General features: G+C 29.2%; 19 protein-coding genes. 2 read left to right on the forward strand and 17 right to left on the reverse strand.

The window, feature by feature from the left end:
• Window positions 1-29: 29 nt before the first annotated feature.
• The 16 genes from OIU83_RS04670 to OIU83_RS04745 all read right to left on the reverse strand — a co-directional run bounded on the left by OIU83_RS04670 (window position 30) and on the right by OIU83_RS04745 (window position 17,334).
• The gene (locus OIU83_RS04670) at window positions 30-995 is read right to left on the reverse strand and encodes a hypothetical protein (RefSeq protein ID WP_264205105.1); all 966 of its coding nucleotides are present in this window, start codon (window positions 993-995) and stop codon (window positions 30-32) included.
• Between the two features lie 223 nt (window positions 996-1,218).
• On the reverse strand, window positions 1,219-1,431 hold the full coding sequence (locus OIU83_RS04675) for a hypothetical protein (RefSeq protein ID WP_264205106.1): 213 nt from the start codon (window positions 1,429-1,431) through the stop codon (window positions 1,219-1,221).
• 106 nt (window positions 1,432-1,537) lie between these two features.
• Window positions 1,538-2,509, reverse strand: a complete 972-nt coding sequence (locus OIU83_RS04680; RefSeq protein ID WP_264205107.1) for a hypothetical protein — start codon at window positions 2,507-2,509, stop codon at window positions 1,538-1,540.
• Between the two features lie 253 nt (window positions 2,510-2,762).
• Window positions 2,763-3,716, reverse strand: coding sequence for a hypothetical protein (locus OIU83_RS04685; protein WP_264205108.1), 954 nt, complete (start codon window positions 3,714-3,716; stop codon window positions 2,763-2,765).
• 193 nt (window positions 3,717-3,909) lie between these two features.
• Window positions 3,910-4,977, reverse strand: coding sequence for an SH3 domain-containing protein (locus OIU83_RS04690; RefSeq protein ID WP_264205109.1), 1,068 nt, complete (start codon window positions 4,975-4,977; stop codon window positions 3,910-3,912).
• Between the two features lie 131 nt (window positions 4,978-5,108).
• Window positions 5,109-6,098: a hypothetical protein gene (locus OIU83_RS04695; RefSeq protein ID WP_264205110.1), complete on the reverse strand. Its 990-nt coding sequence runs from the start codon at window positions 6,096-6,098 to the stop codon at window positions 5,109-5,111.
• A 214-nt stretch (window positions 6,099-6,312) separates the two neighbouring features.
• Window positions 6,313-7,647, reverse strand: a complete 1,335-nt coding sequence (locus tag OIU83_RS04700) for an SH3 domain-containing protein (protein ID WP_264205111.1) — start codon at window positions 7,645-7,647, stop codon at window positions 6,313-6,315.
• Between the two features lie 167 nt (window positions 7,648-7,814).
• On the reverse strand, window positions 7,815-8,828 hold the full coding sequence (locus OIU83_RS04705; protein WP_264205112.1) for a hypothetical protein: 1,014 nt from the start codon (window positions 8,826-8,828) through the stop codon (window positions 7,815-7,817).
• Between the two features lie 139 nt (window positions 8,829-8,967).
• On the reverse strand, window positions 8,968-9,579 hold the full coding sequence (locus OIU83_RS04710) for a hypothetical protein (RefSeq protein WP_264205113.1): 612 nt from the start codon (window positions 9,577-9,579) through the stop codon (window positions 8,968-8,970).
• 12 nt (window positions 9,580-9,591) lie between these two features.
• Window positions 9,592-10,290, reverse strand: coding sequence for a tetratricopeptide repeat protein (locus OIU83_RS04715; protein WP_264205114.1), 699 nt, complete (start codon window positions 10,288-10,290; stop codon window positions 9,592-9,594).
• A gap of 11 nt (window positions 10,291-10,301) precedes the next feature.
• Window positions 10,302-13,046 carry a hypothetical protein gene (locus OIU83_RS04720; RefSeq protein WP_264205115.1) on the reverse strand — a complete coding sequence of 915 codons (2,745 nt, stop codon included), beginning with the start codon at window positions 13,044-13,046 and terminating at the stop codon, window positions 10,302-10,304.
• Window positions 13,047-13,061: 15 nt separating this feature from the next.
• Entirely contained in the window at window positions 13,062-13,547 is a 486-nt protein-coding gene (locus OIU83_RS04725; protein WP_264205116.1) for a DUF4280 domain-containing protein, read from the reverse strand.
• A 15-nt stretch (window positions 13,548-13,562) separates the two neighbouring features.
• The gene (locus tag OIU83_RS04730) at window positions 13,563-14,726 is read right to left on the reverse strand and encodes a LysM peptidoglycan-binding domain-containing protein (protein WP_264205117.1); all 1,164 of its coding nucleotides are present in this window, start codon (window positions 14,724-14,726) and stop codon (window positions 13,563-13,565) included.
• Between the two features lie 22 nt (window positions 14,727-14,748).
• A complete protein-coding gene (locus OIU83_RS04735) occupies window positions 14,749-15,762 on the reverse strand; it encodes a TssN family type VI secretion system protein (RefSeq protein WP_264205118.1) in 1,014 nt (337 codons plus the stop codon).
• A gap of 2 nt (window positions 15,763-15,764) precedes the next feature.
• Window positions 15,765-16,709, reverse strand: a complete 945-nt coding sequence (locus OIU83_RS04740; protein WP_264205119.1) for a type VI secretion system baseplate subunit TssG — start codon at window positions 16,707-16,709, stop codon at window positions 15,765-15,767.
• Entirely contained in the window at window positions 16,693-17,334 is a 642-nt protein-coding gene (locus OIU83_RS04745) for a C40 family peptidase (protein WP_264205120.1), read from the reverse strand. Before OIU83_RS04745 ends, OIU83_RS04740 begins: the two co-directional genes overlap by 17 nt.
• Before the next feature lie 702 nt (window positions 17,335-18,036).
• Here OIU83_RS04745 and OIU83_RS04750 point away from each other — a divergent pair.
• Together OIU83_RS04750 and OIU83_RS04755 are read left to right on the forward strand one after the other, a co-directional pair.
• Entirely contained in the window at window positions 18,037-19,092 is a 1,056-nt protein-coding gene (locus OIU83_RS04750) for a PKD domain-containing protein (RefSeq protein ID WP_264205121.1), read from the forward strand.
• Window positions 19,093-19,098: 6 nt separating this feature from the next.
• A complete protein-coding gene (locus OIU83_RS04755) occupies window positions 19,099-21,564 on the forward strand; it encodes an AAA family ATPase (RefSeq protein WP_264205122.1) in 2,466 nt (821 codons plus the stop codon).
• A 246-nt stretch (window positions 21,565-21,810) separates the two neighbouring features.
• Here the strand turns inward: OIU83_RS04755 and OIU83_RS04760 are convergent, their stop codons facing one another.
• On the reverse strand, window positions 21,811-24,534 hold the full coding sequence (locus tag OIU83_RS04760; RefSeq protein WP_264205123.1) for a DNA gyrase/topoisomerase IV subunit A: 2,724 nt from the start codon (window positions 24,532-24,534) through the stop codon (window positions 21,811-21,813).
• Window positions 24,535-24,536 lie beyond the last annotated feature (2 nt).

The raw sequence follows: 24,536 nt of genomic DNA on the forward strand, positions 1-24,536 counted from the left end.
TAATAATATATAAGCTAATATCATCTTGATTAGTTCACTAAATTTTCTTTTAAATTTACTTCTGAATATCCCTTTAATTCTTTTTCAAATTCTGTTACCTGCTTAGCATTTAAGATTTCATGCTTTTTATAAAACTTTGCTTTTCTATCAATTTCTTTATCGAAATAAATGCAAAAATCTTTATTATCAAGATTTCCAAATTGATCAAAATAAATACACATGTTCCTAAAAAAATCATTTATTTTTTCTTTTACATCTCTATCAGTATCTCCATTATGCCCTATAATAGAGCAATAAATAGGTGTTGGTGAAATTTCCTCTGGAATTACTCCTTCTTCTCCCTGAATTACTGTTTTATATATTTGTGATAAATTTTTCTCATTTAATATTATTTCCTGATTAATGGTTTCACTTCCTAAATAATCAATCATTTTCCAATATTTATTACCAGGCATTTGCATAACAATTTGTACTACTATTTCACCCTTTTTCAGATTAGGAATTAGGATATTCATAGTTTTCTGAATCTCCTGCATTGGTCTGTTATAATCTAATCCATCTTCCAGATTAGTTGTATATAAAACCATATAACTTCCTGTTTTTTCAATCTCTGCTTTATATTCCTTACAGCTAAATTTTCCAATGGTGAATAAATCATCTGTCTTAGCTAAGTTTGTAATTTGAAGCACCTGAGCAGAGGAAGTATATCCAGTAACCATTACATACTTTTGATTAAAAATTTTGCCTTGTAAATCATACCTTTTCCCTTTAAGTTCATAATAGAAATCGATATAATCACATTCAGAAAAATTAGAATTTTTATCATACTGCATATTAAAAACCGGAGACTCTATCTTATCATTATAAAATATTGAATGTATTTCGGTATCGCTACCTACTAAATATGATAATTGTTTATTGCATTTGTAATTTATAAGTTGGCATTCAGCCAAATTTGATATTAGTAAAAAGGAAAATATAATTATATTTTTCATAGTCTTCATTCTGTTTAGTTTAACCAACTGCTTGTTCATACAGTCTTATTTTTTTAATGTTTTATTGATATTCTATAAATTAATTATATTATTTCTATATAAATACTAGTACTAGTTAACCTAATGGTCTATCTAAATAGCAAATAGTTTATTATCAAATTATTGTGATTCTTATTGGTAGTATTGATGCAGTTTATCAATTACACAAAACCGCTCAATCAGTTTACTTAGTCTCTATAGTTCCATCGGAATTGATTATATACTTTATTGAAAGCTTATTTTTCTTTTTATAAACTTTATCAAAAACAGAGACTGTTAAATCCTTATTAATAACAAATGTTTTATTAACAATATCTACATCCTCAGGAGCTTCCCCATCTATATCTTGACCAATTAGTTGGTTGGAAATAATTTTATTATCTTTTACTGTAATCAAAATAAAATTTAAAAGGTATTCTTTACTTACATCTTTTATTTGAAAAACATATGTTTCAAAATCTAAACCTGAATTCTCAATACAATAAATTCGATCAGGTACATTTTTATTTTTTTAAGGGTAAATAAGTATCTTTATTTATAAAGAATGATTTTTTTTCACCTTCACCATTAATATTAATGATCTCAATTTTATCTATAACTTTTCCATTTTGATAATTTTTCAAAATGTAATTAGTTTCTAAATTGCTTAAGGCTTCTTTCCAAATTCCGTCTTTACTATGATTTTTTATTTCACCTTCTTCTACTTCACTTTTATAATGATCTTGTTCTTCGGTAAAATATCTTATAATAGAGCCATCCTTTTGAATTTTATATTTAACATAAGCAAAAACTCTTCGCATCGCATCACCCCATCCTGTAAAATATTTAATATGAATTATGTAATCGCTATCTATATAAAAGTATTTATTATAGTCATCATACTTATTATTATATTTTTCATTAATTATATTAAGACTATGAGATAGGTTTAAATTATCAATGATTTGATTATTTGAATTTACTACTACTAAATCGATACAATCAATAATGTTATTTTTCTCCCCATTCTTTTGGATAGAATTTACAATAAAAATTTTATTCTTATTCACATCAGGAAGATGCTTTGTAATTGCATAAAAACCTTGGTATGTACTTATTGAATCTATTGGTTGTACATAATTAAAACCAAAATCTAAGATATTTTTTTGAGGAAACTTATAAAATCCATCTAATGGAATCTTAGCATTATCAAAAAAAGTTCGATAAGATAAAAGAAATTTTGAATCACTATTTTCTAACAAACTATTTTCATCTTCACTAACTTCAAAATCAGAACCAATCTTAGTAAAATTGTCTACCAGCATTTTATTACCAAATGGGATTTTAGAAATTACTATATTATCCAGTTTACTGAATTGACTTGATTTCGTTTGAGAATCATTCTTTTCAAATGATTCTTTGATTGTATCATTGCTTTTTTGATTGCAAGAGATGCATAAAACAGATGATAAAAATATTACTTTAAAAATTGACATAATTATTCTTTTATTTCTATTATACTTATTTGTGTTACATCACAGTGTAAATGAACTTTATGATGACTATCTTCAGTAAAAACCTTAGCCTTAGATGGTTTTTTAGATTCATTCCTAGTTTATAATAAAAACTCGTAAATCCAAATTTTGCCATAGCATCCCTCTCTTGCTAACTGTGGCTATTCTTTTCAATACGTCAATGACCTTCTTGTATCTTTGTTCTTAAAATTCTCCTTAATTATCTATGATAGTGTTATTTCATTTTTTTTAAAGGAAATTCATCACTACCTGGATTTATCGTTGAAATCGGTTCACCAGAAATAATATATTCTTTTCCAGAATTTTGAATATATACAATCCCCATATCATCGTATTTTTTATTAAAAACAATTTTTATTTTATCATCAGCAACGTTTTCCCCTACTATATTTTTATATATCTCAGGTTTTTCTCCATCACTTACATAAACTACCATAATATCATTTAAACTATTAATCGTAATTTCAAAACTGGTTTTTAAGTCATCTCTATTTGTCTTTCCAAAAAAATATTTTCCTATCCAAGGATTATTATTTTTATCAATATCTACTGTTTGAGAATTATTAAAAACATTACTACTCTTAACCAAATTTATTTTCCCGATCTCTTTATCAACTTTATATTGATTCCAAAACATTACTTTTATTCCTTCTTCATCTTCATTTATTCCTAAAGTCCAAATATTCAGATTAGTATCTATATAAAAATATTGATTTATTGCGACTAAAGCCTCTGCATAATTTTCCTGTTTATAAATAATCAATTTATCAACGTTCTTATTATTTTTATAAATAGAGAGGTTAATATGAGTATAAATAGCTGCATCTGGGTTTAGCTTTTTATCTTTTTCAAATTTTAAAGTAAGATCTCCTATAGTCTTTTCTTCAATAGTATTAGCATCCCATTTTGTAAACTTATCATAATCAAATTTGATTTGAGATAAATTAGCACGTTGTGATTTAACATCATTATTCCTTTGTATTCGACTTACAAAATCAGACTGTGATATTAATAGGTCTCCATATGAAACAAATTCATTTTCATTAGTTTGGGTACTTTGTATTTTATTTGATATGGATTTATCATTTTCTTTTTTACAACCAATCAAGACTAGAAAAACGACTAATAGTAGCATCCTCATTTTATTTGCATTTAAAATCATTTCCATTTTTTTAATATTAATCTTTACTTATCTTTTTCACTTATCTAGGAATTCCTGCAGTTAGCAAAAGCATTTCACTCTTGCTAACTGTGGCTATTCTTTTCAATACGTCAATGATCCTGTTATCTTTATAATTTTATTCTTGAGCTAATTTTATTTACTAATACTGGAGGGTATTACACTAGCTAAAAAAAACAAATTATTCTGATTTTATTTTACTTTTATACACATATCCTTTATTATCTGAATTTGTCCGTACTAACCACCAATCTCCCGAATTATTTAATACTTGAATTTTTTCTCCAGATTTTATTTTTTCAATTATTGCCGAAGTACTACTTTTCTCTTTTCTTAAATTTGTGAAACCATCAGAATCCTGAATTTTATAAACATGAATAATATAACTTTCAAATAGCGACTTAAATTCATCACGATAACACTTTTGTTCAACTTCGTTCAGATTAGATTTAATATTTTGTTCTAATAATGGCAAAATATTATACTCAACAATTGTTTTACTTTTCCAAGCTGTAGTAATTGATGGCGAAAAATAAGCATTAACAAAAGATTGAGTTTTTATTTTTTCTTTTAGCTCTTTTATAGAGAATTTATCGACTGTCTCTTCATCAATTAAAAGACTACTCTTTTCAACATCACAATCTGCTAAATTATCTACGAAATATTTTTCATTAGTTAAAAGTGCACTTGGTAATGATTTATTAATATAATCCACTAAATTATTTTTCTTAAACAAACATGCTCCTCTTATAAAAAAGCTTGGTTTATATAGAAATAATTCAAAAAGCGATAACTCATAATCTTCTAAATGATAACTTAACGAATTATCATTAAACAACTCATTTAAAACATAATACAATTCTTCATCATTTGTTTGTTGTATTCTTACTAATAAAAGTTTAATAAAATATACTTGCTCATACTCTCCTTTATCAAAATTTCTTTTATTCAAAAAATTAAAAAACTTCATTCTAAACAAATTATCTTGTAATGAACTAATTTTTATATTTTCAATAAACTCATTTTCATATTTAAATTTATGAAATTCAATATCCTTTATAAAGGATTTAGATAAATCTATACCATCTGAAAGTTTTGCATTATTATTTGTATTGTTAATATTAATATTCTGCTCAGCAATTTGGTTTCTCAATTCATTCTTATCATCCGCTTTTTTACAACCAATCAAGATTAGAAAAACAACTAATAGTAGCATCCTCATTCTATTTACATCTAGAATCATTTCCATTTTTTTATTATATTAATCTCTTCACTTATCTAGGAATTCCAGCAGTTAGCAAAAGCATCATACTCTTGCTAACTGTGGCTATTCTTTTCAATACGTCAATGATCTTAATTCTTTGCTATTATTTTTTTACATTATTTCACAACTACGATTAAACCGTTTTCATCTATTTTAAATTTTTCTTCTTTCAAAACTTTAAAATCTTCACCTTTTTTAATCTTAGTATCTAAATTAAAAACATAATTTTTATTGATTTCGAATTCTGTAAATTCAGAAATAGTATTTCCATTATCCCCTTCTTTGACAAAACCAATATCTCTTTTAGAAATAACAATATTATTCTTTAAGGTTACTAGCGTATAAGTAAAATCATCAAAATTAAAATTCCCAATGATAAAAACTTTAATATCCTTTATGTCTGGTAGTCTTAGATAATCTTTAGTGTCTAAATTTGCAATAGTACAATCTAATTGATTCCATATGTTATTACCATTAATAACATTTTTTGTAATTGGTAAACTCGTGATTTTTGTTTTTGAGTAACAATCATTTTGGTCAATATTATTTCCTTTCTTAAAGAAAACCAAATAATCATCAAAAACAATTACTAGTGTATTATCAACAACTAATAACTCATCCCATGGGATTTCACATGATTTTTCAGGATATAATGATTGATATACACTCAATGAATTACCAAGCTTTAAACCATTTTTTAAGAATATAGATTCGTATAATTTAGCAGTTTTGGTGCTTTCATAATATTTTACTGGCGTCTTATTACTTTTATAATATTCAAATGAACATAAATTTCCAACTTTTACATTTTTTTCATCAATTTCAATTTTTATGTTTTTAAATTTATTTATTATTTCTGATTCTGTTTTTTTTGGAATCCCAGTTATAGAAGATTCAGAAATTTTATAAAAAGCCCAATAATTTGCAACTGCATTGTCATTATTTAATTCATGTTCTTTGTTTTCTTTAACCGATACAACAGAAGAATCTTTTACTAATTTTATATTTAATTGATCTCCTAGATTTTTATCACTATCTGTCTTTGTATTTCCCTTACAACTTGCAAATAGTAAAGCTAAAAATGCGATACTTAATATTTTTTTCATAGTTTAATTTTATACATGCAATATGGAATTTAATAACCTTCTTCATTTCTCTTTTTCTTTTATCTAGGAATTCCAACAGTTAGCAAAAGCATCCCACTCTTGCTAACTGTGGCTATTCTTTTCAATACGTCAATGACCTTATTATATTAATTCTATATATAAATAGTAGCGAAAAACTCACGTAAGAAAAGAAATTTGATTCTTCTTATTATCATTATTTTTTCTTTTCTAAAATTGTTTTAGAATTAAAGTTTTGAAACAAAATTTTACCGAAATTTTTAGTCGATAATAACAAATCTGGTATTACTTTATCTGGATTCTTTCTGTCTGAGAAAGATTGCCCAAATTTATGAAGTACTATTTCATCGCTATTTTTATCAAACTTAAATGTTGTATATTCATCGATAAGATACCAACCTCCACATGTATTTTGTTCAATAGTGAAATAATTATCTTTAACTACCAAACTTTGAAATCCATCAGACGGACAATTTGATACTACTGTATAAATTATATTTAAATTTTTATATACTAAGTATTTATCATTCCCTTTATTTATCAATATACATACTGGTGAATTCATAATAATATCATTGCTTGAATTAGAACCTATCACTTTCGGTTCAAAAACTAATAATTGATCTTCTTTCCCATCTTGATTTAAGTCACATTTTTTTTCTACAGTTATAACATAACCTTTACTCTGAAGATCTTTTTTAAATTCTGTAGCACTAAAAAAAGTAGAATTATCATCTGTTTTAATTCTGATCCTACTTTTATGAACATAACCAATTTTACCTGTTTTAGTTTTTATATGCCACCAATCACCTATGCTTTCCAATATTTCAATCTCTTCACCTGAAATTACTTTATCTAAAACTTTTGAAGAAGAGTTTTTATCAGCTCGTAAATTGGTATATCCATCTTTATCAAAAACTTCAAACTTACTTTGCTTATTTTTTGATATATTTTCAGGACTTTGATTTCTTTCTTTCTTGATTTTTTCAAAAACTAACATCGACTTATCTCTCATCGACTTATCGAGAATAAGATTTAATTGTTGTGAGTATTTCAAATCTTCTTTATCAAAATAAAAATTCCAAAATGAGTTTACCTTACTTTCATTTAATCCATTCAATAATGAAACAAATCCTTTGTCTGTTTCTGTTATAGCCTGCATTTTTTTATGAAAATAGTTAACTCCATCAGCTTCCCATTTGCCATTTATAGAAATGTTTATAATTTTCTCTTTATATATATCATATTTAGGTTGAGAAACTAATTTAAAAAAGTAATCCGTATATTCATTCGCATCCTCATAAAAAGGATTAGGCTTGTCCAGCTTATCATTCCATCCAAAAGTTGATTTAAAATCCTCAAAATTCCCAGGAAAACTTTCAATGAATTTTTTTTCATTCTTCTCTACATAAGCTTTTTTAAGTTGTTGTAAATTAACATTCTCTTGTACTTTATTAAATGAAACCAATAATAAAACCAACAAAAAACTAAATATCCTTTCTTTCATCTTTTTATTTTTAAAATAAAACATACTACATTGAATATGTAAATCATCATCATTCTTTTTTTACTTATCTATGAATTCCAGCAGTTAGCAAAAGCATCATACTCTTGCTAACTGTGGCTATTCTTTTCAATACGTCAATGATCTTATTATTCTCTTAAAACTCTATATTATCTTTAGGAATTAAATCCTTATTAATCACACTTTATAAGAGTTACTGGTTTTATATTTTCTCCTTCAATATCAAAAGGGGTATTTTTATCATATTCCAATTTTTTAGTTTTTTCGTTATATAGTCCATACCAATATAACTTTAATTTATTGTTTTTAAATTCTAATTTCCCAATACTCTTTTCTTTAGATATATTTTTTTCATCTATTTTATTTACACTACCTTCATTATTATCCTCTTGATTAAGAAATCTTATAAGATAATTATTAGGTTCATTAGGAATATCATTTATTTGAGCATTTATATATACAGTATTTGAATATATAGAGATGTATGCTTTCGAATCTGTAATATCAAAAGTTGTAAGAGCATTTCCACAATCAATTCTCCAAAGCCCACTTAAATCATTATTTTGAACTAATGATATTTTTTTCTCCTCGCTTTTTAACAGATTATCATTAGCCCTTTCTAAAATCGAATTATAATCAATTTTAATATGGTTCTCTTTTAATTTATTTAAAGTAACAAATAAATCAACCGAAGAAATAATTGTTGGTTTTCCTTTTACACATATAAGCACAGCCCACTTATTATCTATATCACTTTTATCCAGAACTTTATCACTACCAATAAACTTAATAAATCTTTTTTCTGTAATTTCAGTTTTATACTTTTCCTTTTTTAAAATTTCATCAATATTCGCACGATAACTATTTTCATCATCTGCAATTGTAAAAAAATTATCATCTCCTTTCTCTCTTTTAATTATTTCTATTTCTTCATTTGAAGGAGATAAAAAAATAACAATCGGCTCACCTTTTATAACAAGGGTATCATTATTCGTCTTATTGACTATAGTAGAAGTACTATGATTGACAATTTGATTATTATCATGCTTACAACTTATAAAACTCAAAAAGAAAATTGCAATCAGTAATTTAATAGATCTCACAAAATTTATGTCCCCATATGAAACAAAACCAATTTCATTAATTTGAGTATTTTGTATTTTATTTACATCTAGAATCATTTCCATTTTTTTATTATATTAATCTCTTCACTTATCTATGAATTCCAACAGTTAGCAAAAGCATCATACTCTTGCTAACTGTGGCTATTCTTTTCAATACGTCAATGACCTTTGTTATTTTATTCAATACAGAAGAATTATCAATTTATTTAATCTTAGTAATAGAACCATCTTGCTTTATTTGATGTTTCTCTAAAATCTTTTTTGACCTTGAATTATAATTTATGTCATAAATATTTATAGTTAAATCTTTATTTATGACAAAGGATTGATATGTTTCGTTTTCTGGCATTGCATATCCTATTGATTCATTCGCTATTATTTTATTATTTTTAATATTAATCAAACTCTGCGAATCAGAATCTCCATATATACAATAGACAAATGAATCAAATCCTAACCCTCCATTATTAATCTGAAATATTTCATCTGGATTGTCTTCAGAACTTTCTAAAATAATTTTCTTTATCTGAGCTAATTTATCTCCTCTTAATTGAGGGTAAGCCTTTAAATATTTTTTTCTATTGGAATTTGCAAGTTTATCTCTCTCTTCAAAATCAAATGGTAAGTTTACTTCACTATTTCCTATTTGATTATCTGTTATTAATTTATCATCCTTTATAGTATCATTTACTAATTTCGGATTTTCTATAGCATTTTTTTTTGCTAAAATTTCTTTTTCTTTGTTAATTGATGTATCCTTACAATTGAAGAAAAGAAACATTACAAAAAAAACAAAAATGTTTTTTTTAATCATTTAGTATTCATTTTAATTATTTAGTATTCTCTCATTTACCCTCTGAGGTATTTTTTTTAAATCTTTTTTTTGAGTTTTCATTAGTGAAATATATTTCAAATACTTTGTTTGAGCCTCCTCTTTTTTATTGAGTTCCCAATAAACATCACCTAAATTTAACCATGCGACAACTCTATCAGGTTTTCTTTCGATAATTTTTTCTAAGATATAAGCTGATGATTTATATTGATTAATCTTTTCTAAAAAATAAGCTTTATCATTAATTGATTCTATATTCTCATCAAAAATTGTTTGATTTTCGTTCAAATAGTTTTTTACCTTGACAAGAGATTCATTGTCATTTTTAATTTTATCGAGTATAATAAATTTTGCCCCTTCACATTCAAATTGATATTTCTGGTTTTCAACTACTATATTTGAATCTTCAAACGAAAAAGTTATTATTACAATATTATTTTCTTTAAAATCAAAAAAACCTTTAGAATATTTATTCTTAATAATAGTCCCCTTTTTAGTTTTCCCATTTATATTTAAAATAGCATTTTTCGCATCTGAAATTTCTAATTGTATATTACAAGAACTAGAAAAAGAGAAGTATGTAGAATCTTTAATTCTGAAATTCTGAAAATTCGTTCTATCGTATAATTCATTGCTTTTTGAATGACATAAAATAGTCATTAAAAACAAAAGCGTTGTTAAAATATTTTTCATCTTTTTATCTATTAAGTTTTTAAAGCTTTTAATCTCTGTTTTGCTGCATCAAGTACTTTAACATATTCTTTCTTCTTGACTGTATATTTTAGATTACTAAAACTTGAAATCTTCTTTATATTGTACCAATTTGTTTCTGCATAATTATCTCCAGCTAAATCTATAAATCTAGAGTAACCTTGTATTGCCTTTTCCTTATCTTTCGTACAACCTTCTTTATTTAAGCCTGGATCATGCCACAATCCCCATGCAAATGCCCCCCTTTTGTCGTTATAAGATTTACTTTTATCAAAGGCAAAGTCAGTACTTTTACCCGAATCATTTTTACAATTATTGTAAAGATTCTTGAAACCATTTTTTAAATATTTAAGTCTATCATTATAACCATTATAACCTCCATTAACAATTCTGGTTATATATATATGATCATTTATATCTGCTTCGTCATTCAGACTCGCTTCCTGTTTCCAAAACCATCCTGAAGATCTGGCTGAATAAGGCAGTTTTTCTAATTTTATTTTATTTTCTAAACTAGAAGTAAAATCTTGTTTTTCATATGTTCCATATTTTTTGTAATTAGCTTCCCCTGTCAACTGTATTAAACCTCTTCCTTTAAATCCATCATATGCAGTATCAGCCACATTTAATTCTGCAGTATATCTGAAGCCCCCAGACTCATGAATTACTTGAGCTAAAAAATGAGCTTTTCTTAAACATGTATTTATTTGATAATCAGTAAATGTTTTATTAATGGCTTCAAGAAACTCAGTTGCTTTTTCATTTGAAATACCTATATCTTTTAAAATTTGACTTGTTAAATCCTTATTACAATAACAGCCTTCTTTAATTTCTTTTTTAGGGGGTTCTACTAATGCTTTTGGCTTCAAACACATACAGGTCTTTTCAAAACCACTATCTTTTGCTAATTGTAGTATCGTATTTCCGTTCAATTTAGTTGAATTTTTACAAAAATATTTATCATCAAGATAAATTGAATCAAATTCTCTTACATCTACATGTATCCAACTAAAAGTATGATCAAATCTGACATTACCTTTTTTATCATATAATAAATCTATGGGTTCTATAGAGTATAAATTTTTAGCTGGCCATTCTTTCTGAGCCCCAAGATATTTTATATATATATTATCTCTAATATCTCTTAAGTCTTTCAAATATTCCTTTTTTTCCCCTCTAATTTCTAATGTTCCTTTACTAAATTGTATATCTATTGCTTTACCTTGATGGTTAGTTGTTGTATAATTTTTAAAACGACATCTATATCCCGAAGTAATATGATCTATTTTATATGTAGTTTGTTTACTAAAATAAAATTGCAATGCTTTGATACCAAATAATAAAGAACGATGAATGCCTGGATATTCATACCTATAAAATTTTTCAGATTCAGTATTACCTCCATAAGTTCCTTTTCCAGTATGATCTCCAAAGCCATCACAACTATTTAATTCACTAATCCCTTTTAACTTACTTATAACTTTCTTACCTTTTGTACTACAACTACACTTAATTTGATTCCAAAATGTATTAGATATATCGAATTTACTAGAAAAATCATCAATTGCAAACAATACATTCCCACAGATTTTACCTGTTTCAGGAACTTTCATATAATCCCTCTGGAATTGTTTTATCATTTTTTCTGTGCGGTCTGTAAATTTGTCTGTTGGTACATTGCCTCCAAAACCAGCAAGACGAATATTAATTTCTCTTATTAATTCACTACTATCGCCTTTCTTAATACAATATTTCTCTCCACAACTTACATCCTTCTCCTCCTTTTTATCAGGCGTCGCAAGTTTCGAAACACTATTTACGATTTCCATAGGATCGGGCAGGATTGTAGACAATACTTTAAGCTTCGACTCTCCCCAATCGTATATTGCGCTTCCTACTGTTTCTACTATTCCTTTTTCCTCCATTTGAGACTTCCCTTTTGTAGCTGCTGGTACGGGAGGTTTCGGTTTTTGGGGAGTTGGCTTAGAAGGAGTTGGTTTGGGTTTTGCGTCTGGCGTTTTATTATCGGGATTAATTACATTTATATTATTGCTGCTAATTGTTTTTTGTCTAAAAATTTCAGCAGTTACATAATATTCATGAAATTTCCCTTCGCTTTTATCACCTTTCGCCAATTGTGCATTTGCCATTTTTGCAAAATCCGTTGCTAGTCTAAATTTAATATCTGCAATACCATTCGATATCAGTTCGGATTTTGTTACTGCTTTATTATTTTTATTTATTTCGCTATGTCCTTCACCCGGAGCATCATCTTCCCATAAGGTTACATTTACGGTGCAATTATCAAGGTTAAGGCAATGTACCCTTGCCAATACCGTTTGGTTATAAGCAAATGGCTTTGTTTGTTTTTTTCCTAATGCATCGCATAACTCTACACTTATTATCTTGCGCTCAACTGTTTTTTGAGGTTTAATATCTAGCGTAACTTTTTCTTCGCCCATACGTGCCACTATACGTATTGCTTGTCTTGTAAGGCTTATTTCGGTGAATGTATAGGCGGCTTTGGGTCCTGTTTTATTATTTTTTTCTTTTAGCTGCCATTTTCCATATTTTAATACATATACAGACCACTGTACCTGTGGTACAAATGGGTTACTTCCCAATGGAATAACTTGTCCTGGGAATAAGCTCCCAGGAAGATTGGAGTTAGTTACTGTGTAAGTTACTTCTTTCCCTACCTCAGGATTTATGCTACCGATTATTTTAAAATTTGACATACTATATATTTATTTTCAAATAGCTTCATTATCATCCAAACCTGCCTGAAAAGCAGCCATATTAACCATTGGGTTTATCTGGCTGTGTACTTCGGGATCTGCCTCTTTAAAATTTTGTTCTCCTGCCTCGGCTTTTTGACCGTGTTTTGTAACTTCTATACAATCTGGTGCTCCCATTGGGCATGTTCCTTTACTATCTTCCAACAATATTTTACCTTGATTACTCAGGGTTATTTTATCATAAAAACCACTCCATTTGGTTATTTGAGCCTGACATGGTAAATAATCATTTCCGGCAGGTTGTTTCTTGCATTTGCCAAAAGTATTTTTCTCCAATGTTTGCCCAATATCCTTAGTACTACCAATGAGTTTCTTGGCCGCATCTTTATCATTGGCATAATGCTTATCTTGCGATTTTACCTTTAATAGATCTGTTTTTGGCTCTACGCTAAATTTGCATTTTACCGTTGCTCCTTGTACAACAATGTGCTTTTCGCTCATATCCTTATATTTTATTTAAAAACGACTAAATAGCCCTTTAAAAAAATTATCTTTCTTTTTCTCTTCAGCAATAAAAATAGACTTACGAGTTGCTATAGCCACCTCTTTTTTCTCATTGAGGTTATTAATTTCAATCTTAACTTTTTTAGGAATACCAAGCACAATATCACATTCCAGTGTTATGCTCTCAATCGAATAATGATTGGGATTCAAGAGGTATTTTGCACTATAATTACCCACAACTTCCGAGTTTATAAAAAGATCATCTTTTATATCTTCCTCAGACAATTCTCCTTTTTGTTTAATCATTATCAAATTGGCATCATCCAGATATTCTTCAACTTTTTGCTCTATATCTGCCTTTACAGTTGCTTTTTTTGGCATAATCGAAAAATAAGTATCTTTCTCCAAGACCAATTCAGAACCATAACAGGTATGAACTCCATTAAAAAAGACTTTTAAAAACCAATCATCCGAGAGTGATTCCAGCAAGCTATCTTCATCTCTTAATGTATAATCTATAGCATCGATATATTCTAAAACTGCTTTTCCTTCGTAATACTCCAGAATCTCCGGTTTTTTATCTTCCCAACGCGCTGCAATTGCTGCATGATTAAGAATATCAATCCAATTTCCTTTTTGATCTACTACAACTTGCAGTGGATATAATATACTTGCAGCATCTTCGGCTAGTCCATTTACTTTGGTATCGGCTACTGCTCCATCAATATGTAGCACACTCAATCGGTCAATTTCAAAAAAGCAAATCCCATTTTTATCTGCCTGCAACCACTTTACACTTACGTCGTATTCTAGTTTCTTTATTTTATTATCACTTTCAAAAGTGTATTTTACCTTATAATTATTATTTATATTAACCGGATAAAAAGGAATCGTAAAAGGTACACTGCCAAAAATTACTTTTTTGGGAATAGCTACTTTTTCTTCAGTTTTGGCATCACTTTTATCTGGTGCCAAAATCAATAATTTTAAATGACTCTTAAAGTCTGCTTCTATTAAATCTGGAATATTACAATACCTATTATGATAATATCTGAGTTCTCTGGCATCTACAGCAAAGTCCTGAGCTACACTTTGTAGTGTATCCCCTTTTCTTATCTTATAAGTGCGGTGGCTATCGTATGATAACACCTCCGATTCATCATCTATATAATACATTGGTTCTCTAGTTTTTTTAAATTTATTCTACAGGAGCTAATTCTTCTTGTGCTGGCTCCGGCTTTTTTCCTTTTTCATTTTCTTTTTCTTTTTTAGGTTTTGGTTCATACATAAATCCTGGATCTTCTAACTTACTTTTTTTATCCGGCAGTTCTTCTTTTGCTTTTTGTCTTCTACAAATAATAACCGAATTTTCGGTAATACCATTCATCCCTAAGGTATATACTGCATCTACATACTTGGCACTTTGATACCATTTGGGCTGCAAGAAAAATACCCAATTACAATTCCCTCCATTGCTATCCAGCAAATCGATTGGACTTTGACTATTATGGGCATTATATCCTGTAACAGTATGATAGAATAAATTACCGAAATCAATCCTTACTGGCCCTTTGGACCTAAGGGAAGTATAACTAATGCTGTCGGATTTTTTTTGAACCAACAAAGTGATAAGTAAGAGATCCTTCATGTCTACGTCTTCAACCTCTGGATATGGATTATCTCCTGTCTTAATTTTCCAGGTAACATATTCTTTGGGCGGTATTTGCATCATATAGTTAAATGTGACATAAATCCCTGTAGGTATGACAAATACCAGAAAATGAGAACACATCAGCAAAGTAAGCGCTATGCCATTTAATGCTGTGTAAATAATAATAAACAATACACTCGAATAAAGAATAATCAATAAAGAAAATAGCAATTCAATTCCAACAGTTTTGACCTTAAATTCCTCAAAATACCATCGGTATAAATAAACATGAATTGTTCCGAACAATAAAGAAGCTATTTGATAAAAAAGAAATTCATCAGACAGTTCTGTAAATAACTTATTATACCCCAAAAAGGCTACTAATGCATAAATAAGTACAAATGAAAATACATAGCTGTAGAATTTCTTCTTGTAGTTTACAGCAAAATCTTTTATTTTATCACTAAAAACCATTGTAAGTATAACACTAACCGCGATAATTACAACCAAAAATATAATAAGCCTTATATCTATAAGTGCTAGTAAATGTTTCTTTATCATTTCTAAATTCGTGTTGTATACCCCAACACAGGTTGTTTACTAAAATTAAACGCTTCTGTTTCCTGGTTCATCAATAAGATAGTCTTGAGCTCCACTTCCATTGGGAAAAAATGCTCATAAAAACAATCTATAAATTTTTTAATCCCTCCATTATGGATATAATCCTCAAAAGGTTTATTGGTTATAGGTCCTATCTCGATGGTTACGTTCATGGAATAATCCATATAATTGTTTCCACAAATAAAATCGACTCCCAATCTATTCTCTCCTAAATTAATTTGCTCACTTTCTTCGCTATATTCTTTAGAACTTGTAATTTTATATTGAACTTTTTCTTCTATAATACTTGACAAACAACTACATGCCAAATCTATATCTCCAACAATTTTATAAGCATAAGGCAAAAGTTGAATAAATTTTGATACCAAAACTGCCGGATAAATATGCGGCAATCCCCAAAAATCATAAAAAAATTCTAATGGCTTACTCCCGTTTAGTTTATATAGAAAATCTCTCTCAACACTTTCTATTTTTGTTCTATAATGAAAAATCTCATTTTCAAAAGGAACAAAAAAATTACGCGCCTCAGCCTCCTGCTTTTTCTGATGCTTATGTTCTTTGATCATCTGTCGTACAGACTTATCAGTATTATTCTCACTCAAGCTATGTACAAAACCCTCCGGAAGCGCATCATAAATACTATCTCTGGACAAGAGTATATTAAGATATTCCTGCTTATCATAGCTATCATCCTGAATCGTTGCGCCTAGAATATCACTCCTATAAGCTCTTGAGAATTGTCCCTGATTAGAAATTATAATTTCTTCGGAGACAACAGTACTACTCTCAATAAGTTCATTGGCGATAATCTCGGCTCTGATATCATAAGAAATATTTTCTATTTCTTTTACCAAAGATTCTAGTGACTGTTTATTTTTTCTTTGCATCTTCATTAATTCTTCCTGCCCCGATGTAGCGCAATTGAAAATATTCGTCATTAAAATTATAAATAGCCAGTCCTTTATCTGTACATGCCAAAATTCTATCGTTATGCAGGTATAAACCAACATCGGAAATAGGATGATCTTTATCGTATCTAAAAAAAACTAAATCTCCTTCTGCTAAAAAAGTTCTTCCTGTAAAAATCTGAATAGATTTGGATTTCCACATTCCAGCAGGATCTTTAGGAAGCGTTACTTTGTAAACATCACTATATAAAGACTGCAAAAAATAAGAGCAATCAATTCCTTTTTTCGAAAAACTTTTTTCTTTATACGGCGTATTAATCCAATTATCGATATAACCATACAATTTGTAATTCGTGATTTTATTAGGCACTACAGCTAGTACTATCGAATACTTTTCTTTTAAAGCCAAAATAGCATCACTTAAATTCTCTGAATTATCATTTACAACCGTTTTATTCTTTAATCCTGTTTCCTCCATTTTAGATTGCTTTTTTAACAAATCCAAAGAATAGTCATATTTAAACGGAATCTGTGAAATATATTTCTGACCCCTACATTCAACACATGAATACATCAGTAGCATTAATAAAACGATCTGCTTCATATAAAAATATTTATTGTTTTCTCTCCATAAAAAAACAGAGAGGTAATTTAAGATTTATCAAATATTGAAATCTTTTAATTTTAAAAGCTAACTGCTGTGGTATTTGTTAGCTTAGATTATTTTATTATAAACTTTTTAAAGACATTAAGTTTAAACATCAAAATATCTTCAAATTTTATGATTCCAAATCAATTTCATATTATGGCAACGTTACTATTAGAATATCAAAAAAATCCAATCCATATTCATTGCATCTCTCTTGACCTGAATGATTTTAATTTATTCCCTAATCGATGCTTTTTATTTAAAATTCCTCCATACAATATTATTCTTAAAATAGTATTGCAATTTAAAATACAATCTAATTAAAACTTACCTTAATAAGCCATAATAATACTACAATAAGCCTTTTTTTGTTTTTGATAATATTTGCATAGCTGCAAAAAAACGAATTGATATCTCGTTTTTTTGTTTTCTAAAAACTAACTATTGTGGTATTTGCTAGCTTAGATCTTTTATTATGAAATTATTTACTTTCATAAATGCAAGGGTTGCAAACCTAATAAATTATTTTGTAAGAATACAAATTTTTTTTGTAAATTTTATAGTAATAATTGCAACCATTTTAAAATAATAAAAACTATTTTTGCGAACGACTTTTATAAAAAATATCTGACTTAGTGAATTTTTAAAAATTAAAAGATGAATAAAAAAAATATCGATATTAGGGTTATATTCTTCTTTGCCATCTTATTGTTAATTGGAATCATAGCATTTATTGTTCAGTTTTTCAATCATGTAGATTGCGAAGATGTGAAGTTTTATATCTTCTCCGATCACTCCCAAAGCGAGGAATCCATTGAGTTTTATGACAAAACACAAAATGCAAAAACATGGGAATGGGATTTTGGTGATGGATCTCTATTAGATGTAAGAAAACATACTTTCCATGTATATAAAAAACCCGGAAAATACACCGTAAAACTAACCATAAATGGCAACTGTACCCATACACGAGAGCTTGTTCTTAAAGATAAATATGCCGCAGATAAATTAGGAACTCCGCAGATTATTGTACCAAAAATAATTACCGCAGGACAACCCACTTATTTTAGATCTGTATCCGATGATGCAAGAACATGGGAATGGTCATTTGGAGAAAATAAAAGAGGTATTGACGAAACTTCGGCCGACCCAGTATATACATTCTCTACTCCTGGTGAAAAAACAATTACACTTGTTATAAATGGAGACTTTAGTATGGTAGCAAAAAAGACCATTTATGTACATACCAGAGTAATTAAAAAGACAAATCCGCTAGATATAACGTCTTATGTATATGAAAAAAAGGCAGAAGCTTTCTCTTTACCAAGAGGTTCTGTTAAAAAAGATCCTTTGGAAGATATGCTACAATATGTACCCGTTGCTCCAAAAACTAAAACCTCAAAAGATAGTATTGTTGCCATTAAAAAAGCCCCTAAAATATCTGAAGATCAGTTTGAAATTTTATTAAATAAAGTCGCCGAAGGCAGCAAAGTCAAAGATGATTTCTCGGACTATTTATGTGATGATCTTGACATTCCAATTGTAAAAAATGATAAAGATTTATTGACTTTTTCTCAATTATGCGCAGCCATTAAAGGAAAAAAAATAAAAATAGAATCAATCCGATTAAATAAGGACAAACAAAATAATTGCATTAAAGGATTGAATATTAGCTATAAAGTAAAAAAATACTTGATCTGGACAAAAGATTAAAATAGTATGGAAGAAGAAAAAAACATTTTCAGCGTAGAATTACTAAGTGCATTTGAAATCGCAAGAAAAATTGCTAAAGCTAATTCAAATAAATACTACTCGGCAGCACATTTATTAAAAGCAATTTTAAATAGAGATTTATCTCTTTTAAAACAGCTTGAAACAATGGGGAAAGATGTTTATTATCTTGACGAATGGGCAGAAGTTCGAATGGAAGACGAGCCTAAAACAAGTCAAGTCCTTAACGCAGAACCCAGCGATGTAATTGATGAAATTATCAAAGAAGCAGAATCGGTAAGAACTATCTTAAATGAAGATGAAATTAGTCTTTATGCCATTATAGTCGCCTTAAGCTCACCTGGAGTAGGTTTTAATTTTGACCAAATGAAAACCTATCCTATTTCCCGAAACGAATTACTAGAAGAGCAAACTAGTATACCTCAAAACCTAAACGTTGCTAAACAAGAGGTTAAAAAAGGTTTTCTGAGCAAATATTGCATCCATAAGAACCTGGAAAAAAAGAGCAAAAGAATACTCGCAATTGGTCGCGAAACTGAACTAAATACGATTAAAGAAATTCTTTGTCGATTCTCTAAACCCAATGTATTATTAATTGGTGATCGAGGTATTGGTAAATCAATTTTAATTGATACTCTCGTTCAAAATGTAATTGCAAATCAGGTTCCAGATGTTTTAAATAAAGTACAACTTTTCGAACTGGATTTATCATCCTTAATCGCTGGAGCTTCTTATAAAGGCGAAATCGAAGACAGATTAAAGAATTGTATTCAGGAACTAAGACAGTATCCTAAAGCAATTCTTATCATCGAAGAAATCCATACATTACTGGATAAAAACGGTGGAGATTCTGGCGTATCTAATGTTTTAAAAGGCGAATTAGCCAAAGGTTTAAACATTATTGCTACATCGACAATCGATGAATATACCAAACGAATTGAGAAAGAACAAGGTTTATCGGGTATGTTTGAGATTGTAAAACTAGAAGAATCCGATGATGATACTTTGTTTCGAATGATTCGCGAGTCAATAAAAACATATCAGGAACATCATAAAATACAAATTGACGACGAAACAATAACGGAATCTATTCGATTATCCAAAAGGTATTTAAAGGAAAAAAGCCTTCCAGAATCGGCTATTAATCTTATCGATCATACGATGTCGGTTTTAAAAACATCTGGCGAAACTTTCCTTAAAGAGAAACAATCTATTCTAGATAAATTGCAGCTTTTAAAGCAAAATGATGCTGGTTTACCCGAAGAACAATTAATAAAAGAAGCTAACTGGTTCCTAACTGATTTAGTCAATAAAACAACATTCTTGATGGTTGTCGATGAACAAAATGACAACAAAATATTCGAAACTTCTGAATCAATTATCAATCATATTGAGAACTTAATAAATTCTCTTGAAAAAAGAGCTTTAGACAAACGTGTGCATATTGAAGCCTTTGATTTATCGCTTATTATTGCTCAAAAAACAGGTATTCCTGCTGGAAAACTAAAAGAGGAAGAAAAACAAAAATTAAACAATATCGAAGAAGTATTAGGCCGAAGAGTTATTGGTCAAGACCATTGTATTGCTACTGTTGCAGGATCTATTTTAGAATCAAGATCAGGCTTAAGCAAAGCTGGACAACCTATTGCATCTTTCTTCTTTTTAGGACCAACAGGAACTGGAAAAACAGAACTAGCAAAGAGTTTGGCAGAATTCCTTTTTCAGGATGAAAATGCTATTATCCGCTTTGATATGTCCGAATTTAAAGAGGAACATTCGGCAGCATTGCTTTATGGGGCACCTCCGGGATATGTAGGTTATGAAGAAGGTGGATTATTGGTAAACAAAATAAGGCAAAAACCCTATTCAATCGTATTATTCGATGAAATCGAGAAAGCACATACCTCTGTATATGATGTATTCTTGCAAATTATGGACGAAGGAAAGCTTCATGACCGTTTAGGTAAAGAAGGAGATTTCTCGAATGCAATTATCCTTTTTACTTCGAATATTGGTGCAGATCATATTGTAGAGACTTTTAATAGTGGTAAAATTCCAACTTCAACTTCCTTAATGGAAATTATGGGGAATTATTTTAGACCAGAATTTTTAGGACGATTAACCGAGATCGTTCCTTTTGCTCCTATAAGTAAAGAAAACGCATTAAAAATATTTGAAATCCATCTTAAAAAAGAGTTCATGGATTTACTAAAAAACATCAATATAACTGTTGAGATTCCTATGGAAGCCAAAATCTATCTGGCAGAAAACGGATATAATGCCAAGTATGGTGCAAGACCTATAAAAAGCATTATCCGAAGCCACTTGAGAAGACCATTGGCTAAAAAAATAATTTCTGGTGAAGTAAAAGATGGTGACAAAATGATTGTCGTTATCGAAAATGAAGAAGTCAAATGGATTAAGGAAGAAGTATTAATTAGCTCTCACAATTAATCTAATCCAATGTATATAAATGAAAGAGGTCGTCTTTTCAGACAACCTCTTTTTGTTTTTATAACCATGCCCTATTTTTTCTAAACACATAGAAACATAGCTTTCATGTAGAAAAGAGAACTCAAAAAAGAAATACATTTCTTTCATATAGCTCCAATTTGTGTATTTCAAATAAGTGAAACGCCTTTTTTAAGAAAATAAAATCTATGTTTCTATGCGTTAAAATAAATTATACTAACGGGTAAATTAATCTAAAACTAAACCAATTTGCCCATCATCATCTAGTTCCGTTTCTACTGAATCATCCTCATTATCGATAGTTCTCACCGGAATTTCTTCCTTTGGTTCTTCGTATGGTAATGGATCTAATAGGTTAACTTGCTTCAGTTTATCACTTGTTAATTGGTTTCCTAATGCTTTAAAGCCCTTCACGGCAATAAAATCTTCGATATCTACGTATAAATTATCTTTTTGAACTCCTTTTACTTTCGTAAAGACTAATTCGGCAACTGGGCGATAATCGGTAGCTACAATTTCTAATTGAGAATTAGGATGTTCGGTAATAAAGCATTCTTCTTTATTTTCTGTCTCAACCAAGAAACGTTTAATATAATAACGTTCTTTTTCTCCTTCAAAATAAATCACAGAAATAGGTTTTTTGGGATTCCATTTCTCCAAAACTATCATATCCTCGTCAAAATGCGTAGATAATTCTGGGATAATAACCTTTAATTTCCCTGTTTGACTAATAATTAATATTTTGTCACTTGGCTTAAACTCACCTAATAATTCACCACGAGCATCTACATTCAGACGTTTTACCGTATCATCATACCAAACTTTTCTTGGCAATAATGTAGAAATACCTTTCTCTTTAAGTTCGATTTTCTTAATCGGATATTTGGTTACCAAATTCCCTTTAGACCCACGTCCTTTTATAGCCAAAGCAGCAAAATCTATATCGAATTTCAGCTTCTTAATACTTCCTACCTGACGTAATAAAATAGTGATTACTTCGGCTTCTCCGTTTGGATTATGCGAAAAATAAACTACTTGTGAACCTGTAGTTTCATTCGTTAAATCATAAGCTTTATCACGCGTTACTCCCGAAACATTAAAACGTTTTATATAAGAAGGTCCTGATTTTCCATCACGATACATCATATTGTAAATCGTACGCTTGTCGCTTTTATCAAAAATAGCAACATGAATAATATCTTTACCAACAAATGTCTTGGCATCGACTTTTGTAATCATCATTTTACCATCTCGCAAAAACACAATTACATCATCAATATCCGAGCAATCGGTTAAATACTCATCTTTTTTCAAGCTGGTTCCGATAAAACCTTCTTCTCTGTTTACATACAATTTAGTATTCCTTAAAACTACCTTAGTAGCCTCGATATCATCAAAAATACGCAACTCAGTCTGGCGTTCACGACCTTTACCATACTTTTCCTTTAATTTGGTAAAATAAGCAATTGCAAAATCGGTCAGATTTTCTAAATTAAACTGTACTTCCTTCATTTCATCTTCTAACTTAGCGATAAAATCATCGGCTTTATCAGAATCAAAACGAGTAATACGTATCATCGGAATTTGAGTCAATCGCTGTAAATCATCATCATGAATTTCTCTGACAAATGATTTCTTGAAAGGCTCAAATCGATCGTATAAATATTTATATAACGTTTCTCTATCAGAATATAATTTGAAGTCAATGTACATTTCCTCACGAATGAAGATTTTCTCTAAAGTAGAGAAATGCCATTTATTTTTTAATTCTTCTAATTGAATTTCTAATTCTTGTCGAAGCAAATCGACTGTTCTGTTTGTTGAAATTTTCAACATTGCAGAAACTCCAATAAACAATGGTTTGTTATCCTCAATAACGCAACCTAAAGGAGCTACAGAGGTTTCGCAAGCTGTAAATGCAAACAATGCATCAATTGTTTTATCTGGCGAAACTCCTGGAAAAAGGTGAATCAAAATCTCAACATCGGCCGCAGTATTATCTTCAATTTTCTTGATTTTGATTTTGCCCTTATCATTGGCTTTCAAAATACTATCAATTAAAGTAGTCGTATTGGTCGAAAACGGAATTTGTGTAATTACCAGAGTATTCTTGTCTAATTGTGCAATTTTGGCACGAACACGAACACGTCCACCACGCAATCCATCATTGTAATTAGAAATATCGGCAATACCCTGAGTCATAAAATCAGGATATAATGTAAACGGTTTTCCTTTAAGAATTTTTATCGAAGCATCGATTAATTCATTAAAGTTATGTGGTAATACTTTCGTAGAAAGTCCTACCGCAATACCTTCGGCTCCTTGTGCCAAAAGCAATGGGAATTTTACCGGAAGGTTATTCGGTTCTGCACGACGACCATCGTATGAAACACCCCAATCGGTGATTTTTGGTGAGTATAAAACCTCCAAAGCAAATTTGGATAAACGTGCCTCAATATAACGCGAAGCTGCAGCACCATCTCCAGTTAAGATGTTACCCCAGTTTCCCTGACAATCTATCAATAAATCTTTTTGCCCAATTTGTACCATCGCATCACCAATACTCGCATCTCCGTGAGGGTGATACTGCATGGTGTGCCCTACAACATTGGCAACTTTATTATAACGCCCATCATCCAGCTCTTTAAGTGAGTGCATGATACGACGTTGTACAGGCTTAAATCCGTCTTCGATAGCAGGAACAGCACGTTCCAGAATTACGTACGAAGCATAATCCAAGAACCAGTCTTTGTACATTCCGGTAACTTTGGTAATGGTATCACCACTTTCATCGTTATTATCGTAAAAATGTCCTCCTTCAAAAGATTTAGCATCTACATCGATAATTTCTTCAGATTCATCTTCTTCTTGATTTTCATCAAAAGAATTAGTATCCTCCGAATTATTTTCTTCGTTATCTGGAATTATGTTATCGTCTTCTTCGTCTTTCATTT

The organism is Flavobacterium shii (assembly GCF_025847235.1).
Taxonomy (GTDB): domain Bacteria; phylum Bacteroidota; class Bacteroidia; order Flavobacteriales; family Flavobacteriaceae; genus Flavobacterium; species Flavobacterium shii.